At 70.7% G+C, this 24,849-nt stretch carries 15 protein-coding genes and 2 pseudogenes; 1 reads left to right on the top strand and 16 read right to left on the bottom strand.

Going from position 1 to position 24,849, the window contains the following annotated elements; genetic code table 11:
- Nucleotides 1-17 precede the first annotated feature (17 nt).
- The 6 genes from PKE99_RS25775 to PKE99_RS25750 are packed head-to-tail and all read right to left on the bottom strand — an operon-like array spanning nt 18 to nt 10,733.
- A complete protein-coding gene (locus PKE99_RS25775; RefSeq protein WP_197040815.1) occupies nt 18-1,493 on the bottom strand; it encodes an NAD-dependent succinate-semialdehyde dehydrogenase in 1,476 nt (491 codons plus the stop codon).
- Entirely contained in the window at nt 1,490-4,297 is a 2,808-nt protein-coding gene (locus tag PKE99_RS25770) for an FAD-binding and (Fe-S)-binding domain-containing protein (RefSeq protein ID WP_037051313.1), read from the bottom strand. The genes PKE99_RS25775 and PKE99_RS25770 overlap by 4 nt, the downstream gene beginning before the upstream one ends.
- Nucleotides 4,290-6,020, bottom strand: coding sequence for a phytoene desaturase family protein (locus tag PKE99_RS25765; RefSeq protein ID WP_037051310.1), 1,731 nt, complete (start codon nt 6,018-6,020; stop codon nt 4,290-4,292). The genes PKE99_RS25770 and PKE99_RS25765 overlap by 8 nt, the downstream gene beginning before the upstream one ends.
- Nucleotides 6,017-6,373 (bottom strand): RedY/HapK family protein, encoded by a 357-nt coding sequence (locus tag PKE99_RS25760; protein WP_037051307.1) that lies wholly within the window; start codon nt 6,371-6,373, stop codon nt 6,017-6,019. Before PKE99_RS25760 ends, PKE99_RS25765 begins: the two co-directional genes overlap by 4 nt.
- Before the next feature lie 28 nt (nt 6,374-6,401).
- Nucleotides 6,402-7,838 (bottom strand): gamma-aminobutyraldehyde dehydrogenase, encoded by a 1,437-nt coding sequence (locus PKE99_RS25755; protein WP_037051304.1) that lies wholly within the window; start codon nt 7,836-7,838, stop codon nt 6,402-6,404.
- Between the two features lie 9 nt (nt 7,839-7,847).
- On the bottom strand, nt 7,848-10,733 hold the full coding sequence (locus PKE99_RS25750; RefSeq protein ID WP_197040814.1) for an aminotransferase class III-fold pyridoxal phosphate-dependent enzyme: 2,886 nt from the start codon (nt 10,731-10,733) through the stop codon (nt 7,848-7,850).
- A gap of 325 nt (nt 10,734-11,058) precedes the next feature.
- Between PKE99_RS25750 and PKE99_RS25745 the strand changes: the two genes are divergently transcribed.
- The gene (locus tag PKE99_RS25745) at nt 11,059-12,270 is read left to right on the top strand and encodes an RsbRD N-terminal domain-containing protein (RefSeq protein WP_037051297.1); all 1,212 of its coding nucleotides are present in this window, start codon (nt 11,059-11,061) and stop codon (nt 12,268-12,270) included.
- 17 nt (nt 12,271-12,287) lie between these two features.
- Here the strand turns inward: PKE99_RS25745 and PKE99_RS25740 are convergent, their stop codons facing one another.
- The 10 genes and pseudogenes from PKE99_RS25740 to PKE99_RS25700 all read right to left on the bottom strand — a co-directional run bounded on the left by PKE99_RS25740 (nt 12,288) and on the right by PKE99_RS25700 (nt 24,838).
- Nucleotides 12,288-13,766: an APC family permease gene (locus PKE99_RS25740; RefSeq protein ID WP_051738053.1), complete on the bottom strand. Its 1,479-nt coding sequence runs from the start codon at nt 13,764-13,766 to the stop codon at nt 12,288-12,290.
- A gap of 824 nt (nt 13,767-14,590) precedes the next feature.
- Nucleotides 14,591-15,836 (bottom strand): annotated as a pseudogene (locus PKE99_RS25735) (IS256 family transposase).
- Between the two features lie 1,214 nt (nt 15,837-17,050).
- The gene (locus tag PKE99_RS25730; RefSeq protein WP_197040813.1) at nt 17,051-18,175 is read right to left on the bottom strand and encodes an acetyl-CoA C-acyltransferase; all 1,125 of its coding nucleotides are present in this window, start codon (nt 18,173-18,175) and stop codon (nt 17,051-17,053) included.
- A gap of 16 nt (nt 18,176-18,191) precedes the next feature.
- Entirely contained in the window at nt 18,192-18,557 is a 366-nt protein-coding gene (locus PKE99_RS25725; protein ID WP_269323048.1) for an SDR family oxidoreductase, read from the bottom strand.
- A gap of 89 nt (nt 18,558-18,646) precedes the next feature.
- A pseudogene (locus PKE99_RS39070) lies at nt 18,647-18,928 on the bottom strand (SDR family NAD(P)-dependent oxidoreductase); the annotation flags it as partial.
- On the bottom strand, nt 18,925-19,701 hold the full coding sequence (locus PKE99_RS25720; RefSeq protein WP_037051295.1) for an SDR family NAD(P)-dependent oxidoreductase: 777 nt from the start codon (nt 19,699-19,701) through the stop codon (nt 18,925-18,927). The gene PKE99_RS25720 and the pseudogene PKE99_RS39070, both read right to left, overlap by 4 nt.
- Nucleotides 19,688-20,626 carry an LLM class flavin-dependent oxidoreductase gene (locus tag PKE99_RS25715; protein WP_051738052.1) on the bottom strand — a complete coding sequence of 313 codons (939 nt, stop codon included), beginning with the start codon at nt 20,624-20,626 and terminating at the stop codon, nt 19,688-19,690. The genes PKE99_RS25720 and PKE99_RS25715 overlap by 14 nt, the downstream gene beginning before the upstream one ends.
- Nucleotides 20,626-22,545, bottom strand: coding sequence for a hydantoinase B/oxoprolinase family protein (locus PKE99_RS25710; RefSeq protein ID WP_037051293.1), 1,920 nt, complete (start codon nt 22,543-22,545; stop codon nt 20,626-20,628). The genes PKE99_RS25715 and PKE99_RS25710 overlap by 1 nt, the downstream gene beginning before the upstream one ends.
- Entirely contained in the window at nt 22,542-24,572 is a 2,031-nt protein-coding gene (locus tag PKE99_RS25705; protein ID WP_037051363.1) for a hydantoinase/oxoprolinase family protein, read from the bottom strand. Before PKE99_RS25705 ends, PKE99_RS25710 begins: the two co-directional genes overlap by 4 nt.
- Nucleotides 24,572-24,838: a hypothetical protein gene (locus tag PKE99_RS25700; RefSeq protein WP_051738051.1), complete on the bottom strand. Its 267-nt coding sequence runs from the start codon at nt 24,836-24,838 to the stop codon at nt 24,572-24,574. The genes PKE99_RS25705 and PKE99_RS25700 overlap by 1 nt, the downstream gene beginning before the upstream one ends.
- Between the last annotated feature and the right edge of the window lie 11 nt (nt 24,839-24,849).

The following is a 24,849-nucleotide window of genomic DNA, read 5'->3' as shown; positions in this document are numbered from 1 at the left end:
CGGTTCTCGGGCGCGGATCAGCCGCGCTTGGGCAGGACCACCAGCTTCTGCTCCAGGAACTCGGCGATGCCGTGCCGGCCGCCCTCGCGGCCCAGCCCGGACTGCTTCACACCGCCGAAGGGCAGCGCAGGATTGGACACCACGCCCACGTTGAGCCCCACCATGCCGACCTCGAGGGCCTCGGAGACCGCCAGCGCCCGGTCGACGTCGCGGGTGAACACATAGCCCACTAGCCCCCACTCGGTGGCGTTGGCCCGCGCGATCGCGTCGTCGACGTCGTCGAACACCTGAATGGCGGCGACCGGGCCGAAGATTTCGGTGGCGCACAGCGCGCTGTCCGGGGCGACGTCGGTGAGCACGGTCGGCGGGTAGAAGTAGCCGGGGCCTTCGGCGGGCGCGCCGCCGACCAGCACCTGCGCGCCGCGGGAAACCGCGTCGTCGACCAGCGAGCCCACCTTGGCCAGGCTCGGTGCGTCGATCAGTGGACCGACCTCGGTGCCCTCGTCGAGCCCGTTGCCCACGCGCAGCGCGCCCATCCGCTCGGCGAGCCTGCGGCCGAACTCTGCGGCGAGCGAGCGGTGCACGAACATCCGGTTGGCCGCGGTGCAGGCCTCCCCCATGTTGCGCATCTTGGCGGCCATCGCGCCGTCGACGGCCTCGTCGAGGTCGGCGTCGGCGAGGACCACGAAGGGTGCGTTGCCGCCCAGCTCCAGCGAGGTCCGCACGATCGCCGTGGACGCCTGCTCCAGCAGGATCCGGCCGACCGCCGTCGAGCCGGTGAAGGAGAGCTTGCGGATGTCTCCGCCGCGCAGCAGCGGCTCGACGACCTCGGCGGCGCGGCTGCCGGGCAGCACGCTGACCACGCCCTCGGGGACGCCCGACGCGGCCAGCACGTCGGCCAGCGCGAGGCTGGACAACGGCGTCTGCGGCGCCGGCTTGAGCACGACCGTGCAGCCCGCCGCGAGCGCGGGCCCGATCTTGCGGGTGCCCATGGCCAGCGGAAAGTTCCATGGCGTGATCAGCAGGCAGGGGCCGACCGGCTGGCTCGCCACGATCGCCCGGGACGCGCCGTCCGGCGTGTGGCCGTACCAGCCCTCGAGCCGCACAGCCTCCTCGGCGAACCAGCGGAAGAACTCGGCGGCGTAGCGGACCTCGCCTCGGGCCTCGGTGAGGGACTTGCCCATCTCCAGAGTCATGATCGTGGCGAGCCGCTCGGTGTCGGCGAGCAGCGCCTCGTGGGCGCGGCGCAGGATCTCGCCGCGCTTGCGGGCCGGGACGGCGGCCCAGCCGGCCTGGGCCGCGACGGCCGCGACCACCGCCGCCCGACCGTCCTGCGGGGTGGCGTCGGCGACCGCGGCGAGGACCTCGCCGGTGGCCGGGTCGAGCACGTCGAACCGGGCGCCGTCGCTCGCCTCGGTGCGCCTACCGCCGATCACCAACCGGGTGTCGACGGTGCCGATCACGTCGGCGGGCGAGCTGAGGGTGGTGGTCAACGGGGTTCCTCCAGGTGGTCGGCGATCAGCTCGGCGAGGTGGCGGGGGCGGGTCGGCGAGCCGAGGTGGTCGATCTGGGTGCGGCAGCTGAAGCCGTCGGCGAGCACCGCGGTGTCCCGTGCGGCCGCGCGCAGGGCAGGGGCCAGGGACAGCTCGGCGACGGCGGTCGAGACCTCGTGGTGGCCGCGCTCCACCCCGAAGTTCCCGGCCAGCCCGCAGCAGCCCGTGGCCTCGGCGACGCCGGTGATCCCCAGCCGGGCGAGCAGCCGGGACTGGCCTGCGCCGAACACGGCGCGCTCGTGGCAATGCGTCTGCAGTACGGCGGGCCCGGGCAGCGGCGGGGGCGTCCAGCCCGCGTCGAGCCGGTGCTCCAGCTCCTCGGCGAACGTCCGCACCCGCGCGGCCACGGCGGCCGCCTCGGGGGTGCAGAGCAGCCGCGGGGCGTCGTGCTTCAGGGCGGCGGCGCAGCTGGGCTCCAGGACGACGATCGGGTCCGTGCCCCAGGAGAGCCGCGCGACCGTGCGACGCAGCACCCGCCGGGCCACGCCCAGCTGCCCGGTGCTGATCCAGGTCAGCCCGCAGCACACGCCGTCGATCGGCTGCGGAGCGCCGCCCGCGCTGCCGAGCACGCGTTGCGCCGCACCGAGCACCTCGGGGCGGAAGGCCCGGGTGAAGGAGTCCACGAACAGCCGGCCGCCGCCGGTCGCGGGCAGGGCGCGGGCCCGCCGGTACGCCCCGCGCCGGGCGAAGCGCGGCATCGCCCGTTCCGGTGCGATGCCGGCGAGCCACGCGGTTCCCGGTGCCCGCAGCACCGCGTTCGCGAGCGCGGGGACCCGGCGGGCGAGCGCGGCGGCCGCCGGCAGCCAGCCCAGCGAGTAGTGGGTGCGCGGGCGGATCCGGCCCTTGTGGTGGAGGTGCAGGAACTCGGCCTTGTAGGTGGCCATGTCCACCCCGGCCGGGCAGTCGCTCGCGCAGGCTCGGCAGGACAGGCAGAGGTCCAGGGCGTCCCGCACCTCGGTGGAGCGCCAGCCGTCGGCGACCGGGCCCTGCCGGATCATCTCCTGCAGCATCCGGGCGCGGCCGCGGGTGGAGTCGCGCTCCTCGCGGGTGGCCTGGTAGCTGGGGCACATCGCCCCGCCGTCGGCGCGGCAGCGGCCCACGCCGATGCACCGGCCGGCTGCGCCCGCGAACCCGGCGGGGTCCTCGGGGTAGGCGAACGCGGTGGACCCCACGGGGAGTGGGAGGGGCACGAAGGGGGCCAGGTCGACGTCGAGCGGGGCCGGGTCCACGATTATCCCCGGGTTGAGCAGGTCCCCGGGATCGAACAGCCGCTTGAACTGCGCGAACGCCGCGATCAGCTCCGGGCCGTACAGCCGCTCCAGCAGCGCGCTGCGGGCCCGTCCGTCGCCGTGCTCCCCGGAGACGCTGCCGCCGTGCCCGCGCACCAGGTCCGCGGCGTCGGCGGCGAAGGCGGCCATCGCGGCCACGCCCTGCTCGGTCTCCAGATCGAAGTCGATCCGGATGTGCACGCAGCCGGCGCCGAGGTGGCCGTAGAACACGCCGTCGAGGCCGTGCGCGATGAGCAGTGCCCGCAGGTCGGCGAGGTAGTCGGCCAGGTTCGCCGGGTCGACGGCGGAGTCCTCCCAGCCGGCCCAGGTGGACCGTCCGTCGGGTCGGCGGGCGACGAGCCCGGCGCCGTCCTCGCGGACCCGCCACAGCGCGGCGCGCTCCCCGGGGTCGGTGACGATCCGCCCGGCGGTCAGCCCGCCCAGCCCCTCCAGCCGCGTCACGAGCTGCTTGCCCTCCAGGGCGAGCGCCTCCGGATTGGGGCCCTCCAGCTCCACGAACAGCCACGCGCGGCCTTCGGGCAGCCCGGCGACGCTGGCCGGGCCGCGCCGGGCGCGCAGGGCGTCGACGATCGTCTCCTCGATCCCCTCGACGGCCGCTGGCGCGGACTCCAGCAGGGCCGGCACGTCCCGCGCGCCGGTCACGATGTCCGGATAGCCCAGCACCACGAGCTGCACGGCCTCGGGCCGGGGCACCAGGGACACCGTGATCCCGACGACCACCGCACAGGTGCCCTCACTGCCCACCAGCGCCCGGGCCACGTCGAACCCGTTCTCCGGCAGCAGATGCTGGAGCTGGTAGCCCGAGACCTGGCGCGGGACCCGGCCGAGGTCGAGTCGGATCCGGCCGAGGTGCTCCCCCATGATCCCGCGCAGGCCCTCCGCCAGCTCCGCGGCGCGGGCCACGGCGGCGGCGTCCGTGGGGTCGGCGGCACGCAGGCCGCCGCGCTCGGCGACCAGGTGCGTCCCGTCGGCCAGCAGCAGCTCCAGGGCCACGACGTGCCCGGACGTGCGGCCGTAGCGCACCGAGTGGTTGCCGCACGCGTCGTTGCCGATCATCCCCCCGACCGTCGCTCGACTGTGCGAGGACGGGTCCGGGGCGAACATCAGCCCGTACGGGGCAAGCTCGGCCTGCAGCGCGTCGAGCACCACGCCAGGCTCGACGGTCGCGGTGCGGGCGACCGGGTCGATCGCGCGGACCCGGTTCATGTGCCGCGAGAAGTCCAGCACCACCCCTGCGCCGACGGCGTTGCCCGCCATTGAGGTCCCGGCACCGCGGCAGGTGACCGGGACCCCGTTGCCCAGGCACTCGGCGAGGATCCGCTGCACCTCGGCGATGTCGCCGGGGAAGGCGACTCCGGCCGGGAGGACCCGGTAGCTCGATGCGTCGTAGGCGTAGAGCGAACGGGTGCCGGCCGATCGGTCGATGCCGGCGCGGTCGACAGGCGTCTCAGACACCGCTGCGGGTGAAGATCTTGACGACCTTGCGCAGCGCGGGCTGCCGGGCCACGCGGTAGCCGAGCTCGCGGCCCCACTTCGTGCCCATCACAGCTGACATGAACCGGTCCGTGACCGGCGTCCGGCCTGTGACGGCGGGCCTCGCCTGCGCCGCCGCCGGGGTCCGACCGGCCGGGTGGTGCATGTCGTCGAGGACGACCTTGGCCGCGTTGTGCCCGTTGGCGCCCATGACCCCGCCGCCCGGGTGCGTGCCCGAGCCGCAGAGGTAGTAGCCCGTGACGGGGGTGCGGTAGTCCGCCAGCTCCGGCGCGGGCCGGCTGCCGAACAGCTGGTCCAGGAACATCGCCCCGTGGAAGATATTCCCGCCGGTGAGCCCGTAGTCACGCTCCAGGTCCAGCGGCGTGATCACCACGCGGTCGAGGATGTGGTCGCGCAGGTTCGGCGCGTAGCGGAACAGCACCTGCAGCACGGCGTCGGCGAACTTGTCCCGCATCTCGTCCCAGGTGGTGCCCTTGAGCTCGAAGGGCAGCTGCTGTACGCCGAGGGTCAGCGTGTGCTTGCCCTCCGGCGCCAGGCCCGGGTCGGTGACCGACTGGATCATCGCCTCGATCACGAAGTCCTCGGGCAGCTCGCCACGGCGCTGGGCCTCCCAGGCGCGCTCGAAGTTCTCCACCGATGCGCCCATGATCGCCTGGGCCTCGTGTTGTGGGCCCTGGCCGGCGGGAAAGCCGATGTACTCGGGCAGCTCGTCGACCAGCAGGTGGATCCGGGCCATCGAGCCGCGGTTGTCGTACTGCTGCACCGCCTTCTCGATCGACGGCTTGACCGTGCCCTTGGGCAGCAGCTGCAGGATTGAGCGGGCCGGGTCGGCGTTGGACAGCACCACCGGCGCGAGGATCTCCTCGCCGGACTTCAACCGGACGCCCGTGACCTTCGTGCCGGAGACCAGCACCTGTTGCACCGGCGCCCCGGTCCGGACGACTGCGCCGTGCGCCTCCGCGGCCCGGGTCATAGCCAGCGTGATGCCGCCCATGCCGCCCTTGACCAGGCCCCACTGCCCGAGGTGACCCTCGAACTCGCCGACCGAGTGGTGGCCGTAGACGTACCCGGTGCCAGGGGTCGACGGTCCGCCCCACACCGAGATCATTCCGAAGAAGGTGAACAGGCCCTTGATGTGCTCGGAATGGAAGTAGCGGTCCAGCAGGTCCTTCGTGGACGAGAGCACGAACTCGTCGAACAGGTCCTCGGCGCCCTCGGCCTCGAACGCCGCCAGCACCTCGGAGCGGCTGGTCGGCGGCTTCATCAGGAAGGGCGTGATGATCTGGGCAAACTTCTTGATGCGCACGCCGAAGTCGAGGTAGGCCTTGGCGTCGGTCTTGGAGAACTTCTCCAGCTCCTTGAGCGTGCGGTCCATGTCCTTCCACATGAACATGTGGCTGGCGTCGTCGAAGATGACGACCTCCATGGCCTCGGTCTGGTACATCTCCAGGCCGTACTTCGCCAGCTCCAGCTCGGTGATGATCTCCGGGCGGAGCAGGCCCTGGATGAAGGCGCAGGAGGACCACTTCGCGCCGGGGATCAGCTCCTCGGTGGTACAGGCGCCTCCCACCACATCCCGCGCCTCGAGTACCACCACCTTCTTGCCGGCGCGGGCGAGGTAGTTGGCGGAGATCAGGCCGTTGTGACCCGCCCCGATGACGATGGCGTCGTAGCTGGTGCTCATGGCGTGCTGCCTCTCGGGATCGGGGTGACGAAGTTGGAGCGGACGGAGCCGGGCTCGACGAGCTCGTCGAACCCGGACATCACCGGCCGCAAAGACGGGTCGTTGTCCCGTACCCGGACCCAGGTGTCCCAGTCGGTGACCTCCAGGACCTCGACGATGTCGGCATCGAGGGCCTCGGCCGTGGTCCCGCCGACGACGTAGGCGTCGAAGCGGGTCACCACCTCGGCGTGGGCAGTCACCAGGGGCTGGTCCACGGCGGCGGAGAACTCGGCGAACTTCGCCGGGTCGACACCGGGACGCATCCGAAACATGTTGACGACCAGGGTGCGTCCGTCGGGGGCGTCGTGGCTCATCGGCCGGCTCCTTACTCGTGTGGGGGACTCAGCCCTCGACCAGGTTGATCATGACGTGCTTGATCTCGGTGTACTCCTCGAGCGAGTACATCGACATGTCGTTGCCGTGCCCGGACTGCTTGAAGCCGCCGTGCGGCATCTCCGAGACGATCGGCAGGTGCTCGTTGATCCAGACGGTGCCGAACTGGAGCCGGCGGGCCGCCCGCAGTGCGCGGGACACGCTGGAGGTGAACACCGAGGCGGCGAGGCCGTATTCGACGTCGTTGGCGAAGGCGAAGGCCTGCGTCTCGTCCGCTACCGGGGTGGTGGTGACGACGGGGCCGAAGACCTCCTTCTGCACGATCTCGGCCTGCTGCGGGACGCCGACCAGCAGCGACGGCTTGTACCAGAAGCCGGGCCCGGAGGCGGGGCCACCGACCACGAGCTCGCCCTCCCCCGTCGTCGTGGCGCGGTCCACGAAGCCGGTCACCCGGTCCAGGTGGGCCTGCGAGATGACCGGGCCCATCTCCGTCGTGTCCAGGCGGGGATCGCCCATCGCGACGTTCCCGACCGCCTTGGCCAGCGCCGCGGCGAACTCGTCGTGGATCGGGGCCTCGACATAGACCCGCGAGGCGGCCATGCAGTCCTGTCCGGAGTTGCCGTAGCCGCCCTCGACGATCTTGCGGACGGCCAGGTCGAGATCGGCGTCGGCGAAGACCAGGACCGGGGCCTTGCCGCCCAGCTCCAGGTGCAGCCGCTTCAGGTTGCCGCTGGCGGCCACCGCGACCCGCTTGCCGGTGGCGGTGTCACCGGTCAGCGAGGTCATCCGGACCTTCGGGTGGGTGGTGATCGCCTCACCGACGGTCCCGCCGTGCCCGGTGACGACGTTGAGCACGCCTGCCGGGAACAGGTCCGCGGCCAGCTCGGCGAGCTTGAGCGCGGTGAGCGGGGTCTGCTCGCTGGGTTTGAGCACCAGCGTGTTGCCGGTCATCAACGCCGGGCCGATCTTCCACGCCGCCATGACCAGCGGGAAGTTCCACGGCGCCACGCTGCCGACGACGCCGAGCGGGTCCCGGCGGATGAAGCTGGTGTGGGTGGCCGAGTACTCGCCGCCCGCCCTACCCTCCAGCACCCGCGCGGCGCCGGCGAAGAACCGGAAGTTGTCGACGGCGAAGTCGACCTCCTCGCGGGCGATGTGCAGCGGCTTGCCGACGTTGTCCGACTCGAGCACCGCCACCTCCTCGCGGGCGCCCTCCAGCCGGTCGGCCAGCTTGAGCAGCGCCGCGGACCGCTCCGCGGGCGGGGTCTCGGCCCACGGCCAGAACGCGGCGTCGGCGGCGGCGACAGCCTTCTCGACGTCCTCGGCGCCGCCCGCGGGGACCCGGGCGATGACCTCGCCCGTGGCCGGGTTGAGAACGTCGTCCAGCGCGCCGGAGGCGGCGGGGACAGCCTCGCCCGCGAGGTACTGGAACAGCTCGGTCGGCATCAGGGGTCCTTACTTGTCGAGGGTGAGTTCGGGCAGGGACAGGACATCGTCGAGCACCTCGACGTAGGTGTCGACGTGCTCGCGCCGGAAGGTCATGGGGGGCTTGATCTTCAGGACGTTGTCGTGCACGCCGTTTGGGAACACGACCACGCCGCGCTCCTTGGTCAGCTCGGTCACCGCGAAGGCCTCACGGGTGGCCGGCTCCTTCGTCACCCGGTCGCGGACCAGCTCGACGCCGAGGTAGAGGCCCTCGGCGCGGACGTCACCGATGATCGGCTGCCGCTCGGCCAGCGCCCGGAGCTGCTCGGCGAAGTACCCGCCGACCTTCACAGCGTTGTCCCGCAGCCCGTCGCGCTCCACGATGTCGAGCACGGTCTCGCCGATGGCGCACGACACCGGGTTGCCGCCGAAGGTGTTGAAGTACTTCATGCCGGTGTCGAAGGCGTTGGCGATCGCCCGGGTGGTGACAACGGCGGCGAGCGGGTGTCCGTTGCCCAGCGGCTTGCCCATCGTCACGATGTCCGGCACCACGCCCTGCAGCTCGAAGCCCCACCAGGAGCCCAGCCGGCCCACGCCCACCTGCACCTCGTCAGAAATGCAGAGTGCGCCCGCCTTTCGGGCCGCGGCGAACGCACCCTGCAGGTAGCCCTGCGGGAACACGATGTTGCCGCCGCTGCCCATCAGCGACTCCGCGATGAACGCCGCCGGGCGCCGGCCGTCGGCGTCGATCCGAGCGATGACCTCGGCGGCGTCGTGGGCGTAGCGGGCGCCGGCGCCGGGGTCGTCGTAGCCGTAGGGGCCGCGGTAGCGGTCCGGCATCCGCACCTCGTGCGTGGTCGGCGGGGCGCCCTGCCCCCCCGGGCCCTTGTAGCGGTTCGGGCTGATCCCGGTGACGACGCCGGTGTTGCCGTGGTAGGCGCCGTCGATGTTGACCAGATCCACCCGGCCGGTGACCTGGCGGGCGATTCGCAGCGCCAGGTCGTTGGCCTCGCTGCCGGTGCACACCAGGAACACCACCTCGAGGGGCTCGGGCAGGGTGGCCACGAGCTTCTCGGCGTACCGGGCGATCTGCGGGTACACGAAGCGGCTGTTGGTGTTGAGGGTTCGCATCTGGCGGTGGCTCGCCGCGGCGACCCGGGGCTCGGCGTGGCCCACATGGGTCACGTTGTTGAGCGAGTCGAGGTAGGCCAGGCCGTCCTCGTCGTAGAACCAGACGTCGCGGCCGCGAACCAGGTTCATCGGCCGGGCGTAGTAGTTGCGCTGCGATCGGGCGATCCGCCTACCGCGCACCGCCACGACCTCGTCGACGGTGAGCTCCTCGGGCAGCCGGCCGAGCTCCGGCGTGGGGTCAGTGGTGAGCAGCCGCCAAGTGCGTCGGCACGAGGGGCTCACCCGCCGTGGTGGCGGCCAGGCGGCCACGTCCGCCGAGCGCACCAGCTGCACCTGCACGCCGGGGCCGAAACCGGGCTCGGCGTCGCCCTCGGCCACAGTGCCCAGCACCTGGCCCGCGGTCACCGGGTCGCCCGGCTCGACGGCGGCGTCCAGGGACCACCAGCAGCTGAAGACCTCGCCGTGCCGGACAACCAGGGGACTCCCGGCGCGGACGACCAGGCCGTTCGCAGGCGCGGCGACCTCTGTCCCGGCGGGCAGCAGCACGGTGCTGCCGACCCGCACGGTGGCGGGCTCGGCCGAGCCTGGGCGGCGGCGTGCCGACCAGGCAAGCGAGGCCTCGAGGTGTCCCAGCACGCCGGGGCGGCCCGCCAGCTTGGTGGTGACGGCGGCCCGTAGGGCGGCCGCGTCGGTCCAGTCGACGTCGTCGTAGAGCTCGCTCGCGGGACGCGCGTCGAGGGCGACGATGTTCCCGGCCCCGGCGAACCCGCGCTCGACGGCCGCGGCGAGCTCCTCGGCGGGCGCGGTCGGGCGGTGGTCGGGCAGCCCGCAGGCCACCCGGAAGACCGCCTCGGCGGCGTCCGGCGGAACCTGCGCGAGCATCCGGATGGTGGGCCAGGTGTGCCTGGAGCGGGTGCGCCCGTACTCCGAGCCGGACTCGGCGACCCGCCGATTCCAGGTCACCGCGTTCATGCAGAGTCGGGCCGCGGCGAGCGGGTAGATCGCGGCGATCTCCTCGGCGGTCAGCGGCACCACCGAGTGGAAGCCGGCCACGACGTGCGCGGCGGCGGCCAGCGGATCGGCCTTGCGCACCATGGCGTAGCCGGCGGCGATGGCCACCTCGGCGACCCGGATGCTGTAAAGGGCGTCGCCGACGTCGACGACTCCGGAGATCTCGCCGTCCAGGGCGAGCACGTTGGCGTCATTGAGGTCCTGGTGCACGACGCCGTGGGGTAGTTCGGCCAGCACGGGGTGGATCCGGGCGTACCAGGCCATGATCCGCCGGACGTCCGCGAGGTCCGACGGGTCGGTCACGATGTCGCCGGGCTCCCCCACCACCTCCGCCGCGCGCCGCATGTCCCAGTCGTGCGGAGGGAGTCCGCCCTCGGGGCGGGCCATGCCAGAGAGGCCAAGGTTCAGCTGCCCGGCTATCCGACCCAACGCAGTGAGCAGGGCGGGCGGGTGCTCCGCAGTGTCGGCCAGGGTGCGGCCAGGGACCCAGGACAGCACGCGGACTGTGAAGGCGGCACCGTCGTGCACCAGGTCGACGCCGTCGGCGCCGGTCAGGGTCGGGACCAGCCGGGGCACCGGCAGCTCGGGGACCGTGGCCTCGAGGTGCCGCAGCAACGCGTTCTGCCAGGCGATGTCGGCCGATCCGGGCTCCGCGCGACTGGCTCGGACGAAGTGCGGTCTGCCCTGCTCGTCGTCCACCCGCAGGTTCAGGTCCACCTCGCCGCCGAGCGGGGTCTGCGCGGCGGCGGCGATCCCGAAGTCACGGCGCAGCACCTCCGCTAGGAGCTCCGCCGGCAGGACGGGGCGGCGTGCACCCGTGACCGGGCGCGAGTCCGAAGTGGTCGCGAAGGTCATTTCGGGAGGTCTCACTTTCTCGGGTCACCGGGGTACGTCTCGATACAACGCCAACGGGGTGCCAGGACCAATGGGCCAGCGGCGCGATCTCGGCCGCCCCTGCTGTGCCCCACGCACAACACCCTCGTCACCGAACGAAGTATCCTCTGCGAAACAGCATGTGAGATCCTTTAAGCTGATGTACGCGCATCGACACCGGCTGAGTTAGTGTGCTTCATGCACATCACTGCGGCATCGTCGTTCCATGGCTGAGGCGACCGCCCCGCACGCCGAGGCGGTGCGGTCGATCGCCCGGATGCTGCTCACCGAGCAGCTCGACGCGCTGGCCCGGCACGCCCAGGAGCGGTTGGACGCCGAGGAACCCGCCTACGCGCGGATGGAGGCCGCACCCGGAGTGAAGCTCGCCGGCATGCGGCGCACGCTCGAGCTGGCGCTCACCCGGCTCTCCGGCGAGCCGGTGCCCCCGCACGTGGCCCGAGCCACCGCGGACGTCGGTCGGCAGCGGGCCGAGCAGGGATTCCCGTTGCCCGCCCTCATCCACTCCTTCCAGCTGGACCTGCGCACGCTCTGGGAGGCGATCGTCAGCGAGGGAAGGCGGCGCAGGCTCACCGAGGATCCCGGGTTCCTCGACGGCCTTCTGCTGGTCTGGGAGGCCACCGAGGCGAACAGTGTCGAGGTGGTCGACGCATACCGGCGCACCGAGCGAGACCTGGCCAGCCACCGCGGGGAGATCCGCGCGCGGGCCTTCGAGCGCCTGGTGCTCGAGGGCGAGCGCGACCCGAGCGTGGTCACGGACGTGTCCTCGCTGCTTGGGATCCCGGCCGACGCACCCCTGGTCGTGGTTGTCGCGGAGGGCGTGCCCACCCAGGACCGCAGGCTTGAGTCCTGCCGGACCGCGCTGCAGCGCGCGTCGTTGCCCTGCTACCTCGGCTACCTCGGGGACGAGCTGCTCGGCGTGGTCAACCGGGGCAAGCGGGACAGCGCCGCCGTGCACGCCCTGCTCGAGCCACTCGGCGGCTGGCGGTGCGGCACCGCGGACGTGGCCGGGCTGGCTGAGGTCCCCCGCGGCGTCCGGTTCGCCCGCGCCGCGAGCCGCAGCGATGCGGCGCCAGGGCTGCGCCCGATCCGGGAGCACTGGATCGGCGCCATCATGTCCGGGCAGGACGAGCTGACCGGACCCATGGCCCGTGAGGTGCTCGCCCCGTTGCTGGCGCTGCGGGACTCGGAGGGTCTGCTGGGGACGCTGCGCAGCTTTCTCGAATTCGGCTCGATCGCCGAGGTCGCCGAGCGAACCTACCGGCACCGCAACACCATCCGGAACCGGCTGCAGACCGTCGAGACCGCCACCGGTCTCGACCTGTCGGTCCCGCAACACACGGCCCGCCTGACGATGGCCCTGGAGTGGCTGCGCTCCCGTCCGGGGCGGACGGCGGCCGAGGCGCAGCCCGACCGTTGACCGTCCGCCCGGCCGCCTCACGCCCGGTCGCCCACCCCGGTGAGCAGCCCGTCGTAGACGGCGGGCCGGGCCCGCTTGAGCCACAGCCCCCACACCGTCGCGCCCAACAGGGAGAGGAAGACGAGCCCAACGAGCAGGGCGGCCAGCCAGCCGCCGGTGCCCAGCAGGACATCAATTTCGGTGAGGGCGAACCACAGAAACGGAGCGAGGCCCGCGATGCCAAGCAGCGGGGCGATCACGGTGTTCCACACCCGCTTGTCGTGGTTCGTGCGGCGGAACCACACGAAGACCGCGATGCTCGCCACGAACTGCAGCAGGATGATCCCGACGGCGCCGATACCGGTCATCCAGGTGAACAGGGCAGCGTAGGGGTCGAGCCCGGCGATCGCGAAGACCACGATGACCAGCCCGACCATGACCGTCTGCACCACGCAGGCCGTGACCGGGGACTGCTTGCGAGCGTGCGTTCGGCCGAGCGCCGCGGGCAGCGCACCCTGCCGGCCCAGCGAGAACAGGTACCGCGCTACGTTGTTGTGGAAGGTAACGATCGCGGCGAACATGCTCGTGATGATCAGGACGCGGAAAGCGCCGGTCATCCAGCCGCCCAGCACCGAGTCGCTGACCACGAACACGAGGTCACCGCCGGAGTCCTGAGCCACTCCCACCGCGTTGCCCACACCCAACGAGTTCACGATCAGGAAGGCAGTGATCGCGTAGAACACGCCCATGAACACCACGGCGATGTATGTGGCGCGGGGCACCGTACGGCGCGGGTCGCGGGCCTCCTCGCTGTAGATCGCGCTGCCCTCGAAGCCGATGAACGACGCGTGCGCGAACATCAGGGCCACCCCGATCGCCCCGGCGAACACCGTGGTCGGCGAGATCGGGTCGAACGACCACTGGGACGCCGGCGTCGGCGAGTTCACCAGGATTGCCACGTCCAGCACGACGATCACGACCGTCTCCAGGAACAGCAGGACGCCCAACACCCGAGCGCCCGAGTGGATGTGATTGGCGCCCAGCGCGAGGCAGGCCGCGAGGGCGACCAGCGAGTAGAGCCACCACGGCAGGTCCACTCCGATCCAGCCGGTGACGAGCTCGTGAGCGTAGTAGCCGATGCCGCCGTAGAGCCCCAGCTGGATCGCGTTGTAGCCGAAGATCGCCAGCCCGGCCGCGCCGAGACCGAGGGGACGGCCGAGACCGAGGCTGACGTAGGAGTAGAACGCTCCGGCGTTGCGCACGTGCCTGCTCATCGCGACGTAGCCGACCGCGAAGACCAGCAGCACCGCGGCGACCAGGAGGAACGCTCCGGCCGTCCCGACCCCGTTGCCGGAACCCATGATCACCGGGAACAGCGCGATGACCACGGTGAGCGGGGCGGCCGCCGCGATGATGAAGAAGACGATTCCCGCGACCCCGATGCTGTCGCGGCTCAGACCGTCCGGGGCGGCGGACCGCGCGGGGTCCGCCGAGGGCACGACTGGCGTCGCCGTCATGTGATCACCGTCTCTCATGTGGGGGTTGAGTCAGTGAAGCAGCGGCGAACGGCCGGGTCACTGGCCCTGAGAGCGATACTTGCCGGGCAGACGCTGTGCACGGTGCACAGAGATGAGGATGACGTTGCGAGAGGTTGCTGCCGAGTATCGCAGACGGCCGCCCAGGTAACAGCGGCGTTCCGCTCGGCCGCCCATGATCGCCAGCTGAGGTCCAGGTCCGGCCCGCTCTCCGGGCAGCGTGAGGCTCGGGACGAGGCTGAGCACCGCGAGGCGATGAGCAGCATGGTGAGCAACCAAGTGTCGGCGACGGTGAACCGTGGCGCGGCGACGAGGGGCGTGGGCCGCCCGGCGTGCTGCTCACAGGGTCGGGCCTTCGAGTCCGGCGTCAGTGGTCTCGAGCTCCGGGCGTGGCCGCTGGGAAGGACCAGCGATGACCGACACGATCGAGCCCAGGCTGTGGGCTCGGATTGATCACCAGCAGTTCGCTCAACAGCTGGTGGAGGCCGCGACGGCCGACGGGGTCGCGCTCGTCGGTCGCCGGACGCACCCGGCACCAAGGTCACCTTGCTCGGCCGACCGGTCCCCGGCCTGCTGGCCGACTTCTGCCTAGCCACAGGAATCCTTCGGCCTCCCCGACATTCCGGACACGCCGGCGCGGTTCAGTCGACGAGTGGGTCGTAGAGTTGGACGCGCTGGTAGGGCTCATGTCGAGCCAGCCAGCCAGGTCAGAGCCGCGGCGGCGGGCCGGCGAGTATGCCGGGGGGCTGCTTGCCGGTCTGGGCAAGGATGACGCCCCATGGGGTGGTGTAGATCGTGCGCGGCGGTCAGCTTGTCGCTGATGATGCCGCGACGAGCTCGCCGGGCGCTACTGGTTCGTCTTCAGCCTTGGCGCGGAGAGCGGCCATGGAGCCTTCGGAGAGGTAGCGGCGATCCGCGACCTGCCACTCGTCGTGCGCCTCGACGAGCACCGCGCCGGCCAGGCGCAGCAGCGCCGCCGGGTTGGGGAACACCCCGACCACGTCGGTGCGGCGTTTGATCTCCTTGTTCAGCCGTTCCAGCGGATTCGTGGACCAGATCTTTTTCCAATGGCTGACCGGGAACGCGGCGAAGGCCAGCAGCTCCGGCTCGGCCTCGCGCAGCATCGCCTCCACGACCGGGAACTGAGCGCCGAGCATGGTGGCCACGACCTCGAAGTGCTCGTGGACGTGCTCGGCGTCGGGCTGGGCGAAGATCGTGCGCACCGCCGCGGCGACCATCTCCGCCGACCCTTTCGGCACCCGGGCCAGCACGTTGCGCAGGAAATGCACCCGACACCGCTGCACCGAGGCCCCAGCGAACACCGCCTGCACGGCGTGGCGCAGCCCGAGGTGGGCATCGGCGATGACCAGCTGCACCCCACCGAGCCCACGGGCCTTGAGCGAGCGCAGGAACTGCGTCCAGAACGCCCCGTCCTCGGAGTCGCCCACGGCGAACCCGAGCACCTCGCGGCGCCCGTCGGCGGCCACCCCGGTGCCGACCACCACCGCCTGGGAGACCACCCAGCGGTTGACCCGGGCCTTGCAGTAGGTCGCGTCCAGGAACACATACGGGAACGCCTGGTCGGCCAACGGCCGGTCGCGGAACGCGTCGACTTCGTCGTCGAGGTCGGCGCAGATCCGCGACACCTCGGATTTGGAGATCCCGGTGTCCGCGCCGAGGGCGCGGACCAGGTCGTCGACCTTGCGGGTGGAGACCCCGTGCAGGTAGGCCTCCATGACCACCGCGAACAGGGCTTGGTCGATGCGGCGGCGCCGCTCGAGCAGCGACGGGAAGAACGAGCCGGTGCGCAGCTTTGGGATGCGCAGCTCCAGGTCCCCGACCGTTGTGGTCAGGGTGCGCGGGCGGTGGCCGTTTGCGCTGCGCAGTGCGGGACTCAGTGCGCTCATGCGGGCCAGCACCGATCACCGAGCTGAGCTCGGCCTCGATCAGCGCCTGATAGATCGTCTCCGCTGCGGAGCGCACTCGGTCTTCGACATGTGCAGCCTTGAGTGTCTCCAGCACCTCGAGCAGGGCAGACTGGTCCAGGGTCATCGTGCGTCGTGTCCTTTCGCGAGCACCTTTGAGCCGGTCTCGCTGACCGTCGCACGATGGCCCCCTACACGCGCTCACCCACGCCGTCAGGGCCTGGACCTACACCACGCCACGGGACGCAACTCTGGGCAAGCCACCAAGTCGGTCGTCGCCAGCCCGAGCACGTGTCTTCCCGCCGCGGAAACCGCAGAAACCGCAGAATTCGTCAGCTGGGCTTGCAGGAGCCGACGAACCCGCAGGGCCCGGCCCGAGCTCCCTGGAGGCGTCCGATCTGGGTACCGAGGCCTGCTCGGCCCCTGCAGCGCGCATTGATCCTGCCGAGAAGCCGCAGGTCATGGCCTTGCGAAAAGTTCGTGGGGTACCGGCCGCGGACGCGTTATGAGTTTGACGAGGCTGGGCGCGCAAGAACCCGGCTTCTACTTCGCTGGCTCAGTACGTGGGCGACTTCCCGTGCCTGCTCTGCGATTCTGGCTCGCGGTGCGGTGGCGGGATCAGGGCTTCGTCCGCAAGCACCGGTACCGGTCCATGCGCCAGGGCGCCAGGATCCGGCCGCCTAGCTGCCGGATTGTCCTAATCTGGATTATCGGCTTGTTGCCGTGGTAAGGCGGGCGCAGGTGGTCCGCCCCTGATGCGTGGACCGTACCGGCGCTTGCGAACGAAGCACTGATCCTGCCGCCGTACCGCGAGCCAGCCGGACGGCAACCGAATGAGTCTACGCCATCCGCAAGGGAATGCCGAGTTCATCTATATCGCTCTTCTGCCATTGCGCGGCAGTAACTCAACCTCGCTATTCACCATTCGCAAGCGTCAGTCATTACCTGGCATAACAAACGGAATCCCGGGTAATACCCGCTAGGGTCGCCCGTGTGCCCGACCCCGTGCAGCTATTACGACCTTAGAAGTCCTCACGCAAGAACAGATCATGCACGCATCGCCGGAAAGCACCGTCTAAGCAAGCACGTAGCTCCGCCTCCCGGGCTTGGGCGGCGGAACCTTGGAGCTCGACATTGTTTTGTGAGCTCGGGTTCGGCCCTCTGCTTATGGCGAGACCGTCACAAAGCTCACTGACTTTGCGAGCAGAAGGCCTCGCCCGCTTCGCCGCCCACGGCGACGTTTCATGTCGCGGCTGCTCAATCCGGTGATGCCCCTGCGAACCCCATCTCGCCGATTACATCGGACCGTTGGGTCGCTGCCAACTGAGCCACCACTGCCCCTCAAAGCTCGAACAGCCCGGCAGCGCCCATGCCGCCGCCGATGCACATGGTCACAACGACGTACCTACCGCCACGGCGCCTGCCCTCAAGCAATGCGTGCCCCACCATTCGGGCGCCACTCATCCCGTGCGGGTAACCGATGGCGATCGCCCCACCATTGACGTTGTAGCGGGCGGGGTCGATGCCGAGGCGGTCTCGGCAGTAGACGGCCTGGGAGGCGAAGGCCTCGTTTAGCTCCCAGAGATCGATATCGTCCACCGTGAGTCCGTGGCGTTCAAGCAGACGGGGGACGGCGACGATCGGGCCGATACCCATCTCGTCCGGCTCGCAGCCCGCAACGGCGATCCCGCGATCGGTGCCGAGGGGCTCAAGACCACGGCGAGCGGCCTCGCCGACCTCCACGAGCATCAGAGCAGCGGCACCGTCCGAGAGCTGAGAAGCATTGCCCGCGGTCACCGTCGAGTCGGGTCCGGGATGCACCGGCTTCAGCGAGGCCAGCCCGTCGAGCGTGGTCGACGGGCGGTTGCCTTCGTCGAGATCGAGCTCGAGGGGCGCGATCTCGTCCTCGAAGACTCCGGCGGCCTGCGCCGCGGCCGTCCGCTGCTGTGAGGCGACTGCGTACTCGTCCTGCGCCTCGCGGGTCACGCCGTAGCGTTGGGCGACAGTCTCGGCGGTGTCCAGCATGGAGACGTAGATGTTGTGCCCGTGCTCGACCAGCCAAGGGTCCTGGGCGCGGTGAGTGTTGCGGTGCTCGTTCTGTACTAGGGAGATCGACTCAACGCCGCCGCCGATCGCGATCCGCATGCCGTCGGCGACGATCTGCTTGGCCGCAGTCGCGACGGCCATGAGGCCCGAACCGCACTGCCGGTCGACTGTCATGCGACGGACGTCGGCAGACCTGCTCGCAGCGCGGCCTGTCTCGTGTTGTATCCGCTGGCGGCCCTCAGGCATAGCGCAGCCGAGCACGACGTCCTCGACCTCCCCGCCCTCGACACCGGCGCGGTCGACTGCGGCGGTGAGGGCGCGAGCGGCGAGCTGCTGGGCCGGAGTGTCTCGGAAGGCGCCACGGTAGGCCTTGCCGATCGGGGTGCGCGCTGTCGAGACGATGACGGCCTCGCGCATCATTGTCCTCCTTAAGGGATCAGATGGAGAGGCCGCCGTCGATGGGCAGCACAGCACCAGTAATGTAGGCGCCGCCATCAGAAGCCAGGAAGGCAACCGCAGCAGCCATCTCGGCGGGGTCGCCGAAGCGGCCGAGCGGAATGGTCGCCTCGATTTCGCGGCGCCGCTCCGGGGAAATCGATGCGATCATGCGGGTGTCCGCGTTGGGTGAGATGGCGTTGACGGTGATACCGAAGCGGCCGAGCTCCTTGGCCGCGGTCCGGGTGAACCCGATGATTCCGGCCTTGGCGGTGGCGTAATTGGCCTGGCCGACGTTGCCGTGCAGCCCGCTGTAGGAGGTGACGTTGACGATCCGGCCGCCGCCCTGGCGGCGCAGGTGCGGCACGGCGGCTCGGGTCGTCCGGAAGGTTCCGCCGCGTGGACCGCCAGGACGGCGTCCCATTCGGCGTCGCTGAGTTTCCAGAGCATCCCGTCGCGCAGTATCCCGGCGTTGTTTACGACGACGTCGACCCGGCCGGTGTCGGCGACGACCTGCTCGAACAGCGCCTCAATCGCCGCGGTGTCCGAGACGTCCGCTGCGACGGCGACGGCGCCGATCTCCTCTGCGGTGGCGGCGAGGGCGGCGGCGTCGGCGTCCACACAGACAACCGTCGCACCCGAGGTGTGGAACAGGTCGGCGATCGCCCTTCCGACGCCGCGGGCTGCTCCCGTGACGACGACCGTGCGGCCGGTGAAATCAAAGGTCAGGGTGCTCAAGCCGTCGCCCGCCCACCGTTTGCGATGATGATCTCGCCCGCGATGTTTACAGCGGCGTCGGACGTGAGGAACCCGATCACAGCGGCGATGTCCTCCGGCTCGGCGTGGGTGCGGTGCGGGTGTCCGCCGGGCCGCCCCTTGAGCCCGGACGGCGACCGAGTAAGCATCGGCGTCTTGACCAGGCCCGGGGCCACGCCGTTGACGCGGATGCCGTGCCCGATCATCTCCTTGCCTACGCTGTGGGTCAGCGCGACGACGCCGGCTTTGGACACGGCATAGTTCGGGTAGCCGGGAATTGTCTCGTATGCCGCCCCGGAGGCGACCGTGACAATTGCCCCCCGGCCCGCGGGCAGCATCGCTCGCACCGCGGCCCGGACGACGAAGAACGTGCCGTCGAGGTTGACCGCCATGAGCCGGCGCCAGGCCGTGTCGGTGAGGTCGGGGGTGCGTAGGATCGGGCCCCCGGCGCGCATTTGCTCGGCGAGGACGGCCTTCGTCTCGGGGTCGTCGGTCCCGGCAGCGGTGACGACGACGTCGAGGCGGCCGAAATCGCGCAGCACGGCCTCCACCATGGCGTTGACCTGGCCGGAGTCGCTCACGTCAGCGGTGTGGGCGACGCCGTCGACCGAGTCGGCGACGGTCTTGGTCCGGTGCGGGTCCGTCCCCCCGACGACCACGCGGTGGCCTTGGGCGGCGAGCAGTCGGCAGGTGGCCTCTCCGATCCCGGAGGAACCACCGGTGACCAGGGCAACCGGTCGGTCAGAGTGCGGCACGGGAACTCCATTCGTGAGCGAGCGCAGGAAGCACGTCTGCGCCGAGCGCGGCGATCTGCTCGAGTACGGCGCCCTGGCCAAGGCCTGGGAGCTGCACTCTCAGGTTGAGGGCCGTGTTGGGGCCCAGGGCCCGGGTCTCGGCGAGCAGCCGATCGACGATCTCCGCGGGCCCGCCGGTAATCACGTCGTTCAGCGCACCGCCTCGGGACCGATCGTGGCCGACGAATGCCCGCTCCAGCTCGTCGAGCACGCGTTGCGGGACGTCTCCGAGGTGGACCCGCCGGATCCAGACCCGTGGGCCGAACCCGCCCGCCGCGGCGTAGGCCGCGGTGAGGCGTCCGGCACGGCTGGCGTCGTCCGAGCCGATGAGCAGGATGCCGGTGCCGTGCTCCGCCGCCTTCGCTGCGGCGGAGGCGCTGTGGGCGGCGTGCAGCAGCGGTATGGAGCCGGTGGCGAGCGCGGCGATCGCGGGATCGGCGGCGAGCGGACCCTCGCCCGCGAGCGTCCGCCGCAGTGTGGCGACTCCGTCCGCGAAACGCTGCGCAAGGCCCTCCTGGCTCAGCCCGAGCGTGGTGAAGTCGGCCGGCGTGTAGCCCGCCGCAACGGCCACACCGAGCCTGCCTGGATAGCGGGCCGCGGTCCAGGCGATCTCCTCTGCGAGCAGCGCGGGGTTGCGCACCGTGATCAACGTCGGGGTCGGGCCGGACCACAGACGGGTGGTTTCGGCGAGAATCCAGCTGCTGACCAGTAGCGGGGCAGGAAGGTAGCCGGGGAAGCCCGCGTGGTGCTCGCTGAGCGTGGCGCCGGCGAAGCCAGCCGACTCCGCGGCCACCGCTTGTCGAAGCACGGCCTCGACCTGGTCGTGCGCGCCCGCGTTTGGAGGGTGCAGTCCCAGGGCGACGCTCCCTGCCGCGTAGGGCTGCATCAGCGGGCCCGCAGGAGAACGGTGGCCTTGTGGTCGATCCGCAGCTGTTCGGGGTACCGCGCCGGGTCGCCCTCGACGACGACGCCGTAGTCCCGCCGCGCACCCTCGATCGACACGTACTCGTCCCGAACGTCGCGCAGCACGCGCTCGGGATCGCGGCTCCATGGATCTCCCCAGCCTCCGCCACCCGCCGTCTGATAGCGAAAGATGGTGCGTGGTGTGGTCCGCCAGAGCGGGCTCGAGGCGAAGTAGTGGTACTCGCCCTCGGGGTCCAGGCACTTCGTGTCCGGGTGCAGCACGCCGCCGATCGGCTGGGAGCCTGCGTAGACCTCCGGCCCGGTACCCAGTAGGTCCTGCGCTGCGGCGACGTCGAAGGACTCCGGAGGGAACATCCAGCAGGCCTGTGCGACGCCGTCGGCGCCGCCGTGCACCCCGGTCCCGCTGGGTGAGCGGGTGTGAAGGGGGCTGGACCAGTGCTCACCTGCGAGCAGGAACAGGGTGTCCCGCCGGACGGCCGCGCCCCCGCGGTGCGCTCCTGCGCCCGCGGTGTCCACTGCGTACTCCTTGCGCAGCAGCACCACCGGCGCGGACGCCTCGGTCGCCTCGGTGGCCGGGTCGATGCAGTTGACGAGCTGGCTGACCGAGTAGCTGTCCCCGTCGCCCGCGCGGCTCGCGCCCCACGGGCCGTGCTCGCCGCCGCAGTCCCCGACCGCGGCCCAGGGCGTGCCGTCGTCACGGACCCCACTCGCGTTGTGCATCATCATTGATCCGAAGTCCCCGCCGACGGCGTTCTCCCCCAGTACCTGGGACAGCGCCCGGTAGACGGCATTGAGGACGAGCATCGAGACCTCGCCGTACATGAACACGCAGCCATCCGGCGGAGTGGCGCTGCAGAACGTGCCGGGCGGTACCACCAGGTCGACCGCGCGGAACGATCCTGAGTTGAAGGGCGAGGCTTGGTCGAGCAGCATCTTCAGCCCGACAACGACCGCAGTCTTGGCGTCGAGCGCGGACGCGTTGATGGACGTTCGGGCCTGCTCGGAGGTTCCAGACAGGTCGACCTCGACACGGTCGGCGTGCTTCGCGATCCGCATGCGAAGCCTGTAGGTGAGGGTGTCGTCGACACCGTCCGCGTCCATGCCCTCCTCGGCCTCGTAGATCCCGTCCGGCAGCGACTCGCGCAACGCAGTGCTCATTGCCTCGGCGGAGGCGTCGCAGGTGTAAGAGATCGCCCCGAGGTAGGCGTCCACGCCGTAGCGCTCAACGCTCTCCAGGATCAGCCGCTCCGCGAGGAGGAGGGCCTGGTAGATGCTCTTCATGTCCGGATGCAGCAGGGCCGCCATGCGGGCGTTGTCGAAGATCAGGTGGAAGGTCGAGCGGACCGGCTTGTCCTGCGCGTAGAGCCGCATCGGGCTGATGACCAGCCCGTTCTCGTATGAGTTCCGCTTCGTCGCGCTGAAACCTGCGGGGACGACACCGCCCATGTCGAGCTGGTGTGCGCGGATTGTCACGAAGGAGACCAGCCTGCCCTGGTGGAAGACGGGGCGGATGAAGCACAGGTCGTTGACGTGGTTGCCAATCCGGTAGGGGTCGTTGGCGATGATCACGTCGCCCTCGGCCACCTCGTCCGGCCCGTACTCAACGATTGTGGTCCGCACGGCGTCGCCCATAGTACCCAGGAAAACAGCGAGGGAATTGCTCACCGCGCTCACCGGGTAGCCCTGCTCGGGCGGGCCGGAGATGGTGGCGCCGAAGTCGTACCAGTCCCGCAGGATTGGGGAGAACGCCGTATTCAGCAGGCCGGCGCACATGTGGTCGACAATGTAGCGCATCCGGTTGCCGAGGACGCCAGCAGTGAACCGGTCTCCGCCGTAGCGGGCCTCGAACTCGCCGGCGGGCAGGTCGCGAAGGGCGGTCACTGTGCCTCCTCGAGTCGGATGTGGAGCTCGCCGTACTCGCCAACGGTGAGCCGGTGGTCCGGCGGCACAAACGTGGTGGACAACGGCTCTCGAACGACCGCGGGTCCGACCAAGGTATCGCCGGCCCGCAGATCGGCGCGCTGGTACTCCCCTGCAGGCAGCGGCTCCGGTCCGAGGTAGCGGAGCTGCAGCTCCCCGCTCGGCGTCGGCCCACCGGTCTCCCGGCGGGGGACTCGCGGGTACTCCACCTTGTCCACACCGAATACCGCCTCGACCCGGTAGGTCACGCCCTGCACGGGCAGCGCCTCGAACCGGTTGCCGGTGCGCTGCTCGTAGACGTCGTGGAAGTTCGCGATCATGCACTGTACGGTCTCCGGCGTGATCGGGCCATCTGGGATCCCGACGAACGGGGTCTCCCAGGTCTGCCCCACCAGGAGCGCGTCGAACGTTCGCACAAACCGAACCTTCTCGCCGCGGTCGCCGAAGCGCTGGGCGAGCCGCTCCTCCATCTGCGTGTACACCTTCTCGATGGACTCCGCGGCGCCCGGCTCCAGAATCGTGTAGGAGCTGCGGCTGTCCCCGTAGACCTGGTCGGAGCTGACCAGGCCGAGTGCGGAGAACAGGCCCGGGTGCGGTGGGATCACGACCTCCCTTGCGTGGATCAAGTCCAGCGCCGCGGGAAGCAGCATCGGACCGGCGGCGCCAAAAGCCAATAGGCTGTAGTCGCGGGGATCGATGCCGTGCTTGACGGCAACGTTGAACAGCCCTTCGGCCACGTTCGCCACAGCCGTGCGGAACGCGTAGTCCACGCGTTGGTCGAAGGTCAGCGGGGTATCGAGCGCCTCGAACGCTTGCCGGGACAGATCGGGGTCCAGCCGCATGCGCCCCCCGGCGAACCCGTCGGGATCGAGGATCCCCATGAGCAGCATGGTGTCCGTGGTCGCGGGCTCAACCCCGCCCCGCCCGTAACAGGCGGGTCCCGGCACGGAGCCAGCCGAGCCCGGGCCGACCTGCAGCTCTCCCGCCGGGCTGATGGTCACCAAGCTCCCGCCGCCGGCGCCGATGCTGACGACCTCAGTGGAGAGCGCGTTGACGACCAAGTCGTGTTCGAGCTGGAAGGTGGTGTCGACACTGGGCTCACCCGCTGTCACCAGGCTGATGTCGCACGAGGTCCCGCCAATATCCGCGCACAGTAGGTTCGGAGCGTCGATCAGTGAACCGAAGTGGGCGCCCGCCACGGTCCCGGCGGCGGGCCCCGCGAAGACGATCTGATACGGGTGCTCGACCGCGACGTCCGCCGCCACGAGCTGGGCGGCGCAGTTGGCGTAGTTCAGCTCGCCCCGGAATCCGGCCTCGCGCAGACCGGCGTCCAGCCTCGACGTGTAGCCGTCATAGATGATCCGCATGAACACGTCCACGACGGTGGTGGAGGACCGGGCGAACTCCTTGGCCAGTGGCGAGACCTCGCTGGAGATCGAGCAGGGCACGTCGCCGAGCACTTCGGCCACCAGCTCCCGCAGCCGCTCCTCGTGGTGCGCGCTCACATAGGCGTTGAGCAAGCAAATCGCTACACCCTCCACCGCGCAGTCCCTCAGCACCTCCAGCTCGGCGCGGGCATGCTCCTCGTCGAGCGGGATGAGGATCCCGCCGTCCGCGGTGATCCGCTCCCGGATGCCACGGCGCAGGTAACGCGGTACGAGCGGACGGGAGGCGTCGCCGAAGGAGCGCCGCCAGTGCGCATCGGTCAGTGCTTCGGCCGGACGCCAGGTGCGGCCGGCGTCCAGGATGTCCCGGTGCCCCATGGTCGTCAGAAACGCGACCTTAGGCAGCCTGCGGGTGATCACCGCGTTCAGCCCGTGCGTGCTGGCGTGGTTGAAGGTCGTAGCGTGCTCGACGCCGGCCTCCCGCGCCCCTGCGAGAACCCCCTCCTCGGTGCGCGCCGCAGTCGCGACCTTAATCGTCCGGATCTCGCCGCCGTCGACAGCCACGACGTCGGTGAAGGTGCCGCCGACGTCCACCCCGATCATCACGAGAGGTCCAGCCCGTGAGAGGTGAGCCGGATCGGCCCGAACAGGTCCCAGGGTTCTCGGCTCACTGAACGCAGAGTGGGCTGGTGCTTGACCACCAGGAACCACCCGCCCTCACTAAGCACCGGGTAGCGCCGGAAGTCCGCCGCTGTGGAGCCGGGGAAGTCTCGTGCGAGGTCGACGCAGAGGGCCGCCAGATCGTCGGCCGTCACCGCCTCCCGCTCGACGACGCGCGGGGGTGCGATCGTCGGGTTCTGTGTCGTCATGCCACGCCGCT

Origin of the sequence: Pseudonocardia halophobica (genome assembly GCF_027922425.1) — a bacterium.
Taxonomy (GTDB): domain Bacteria; phylum Actinomycetota; class Actinomycetes; order Mycobacteriales; family Pseudonocardiaceae; genus Pseudonocardia; species Pseudonocardia halophobica.
Note: the sequence above shows the minus strand (reverse complement) of the source record. Positions and strands in the feature narration are given on the sequence as shown.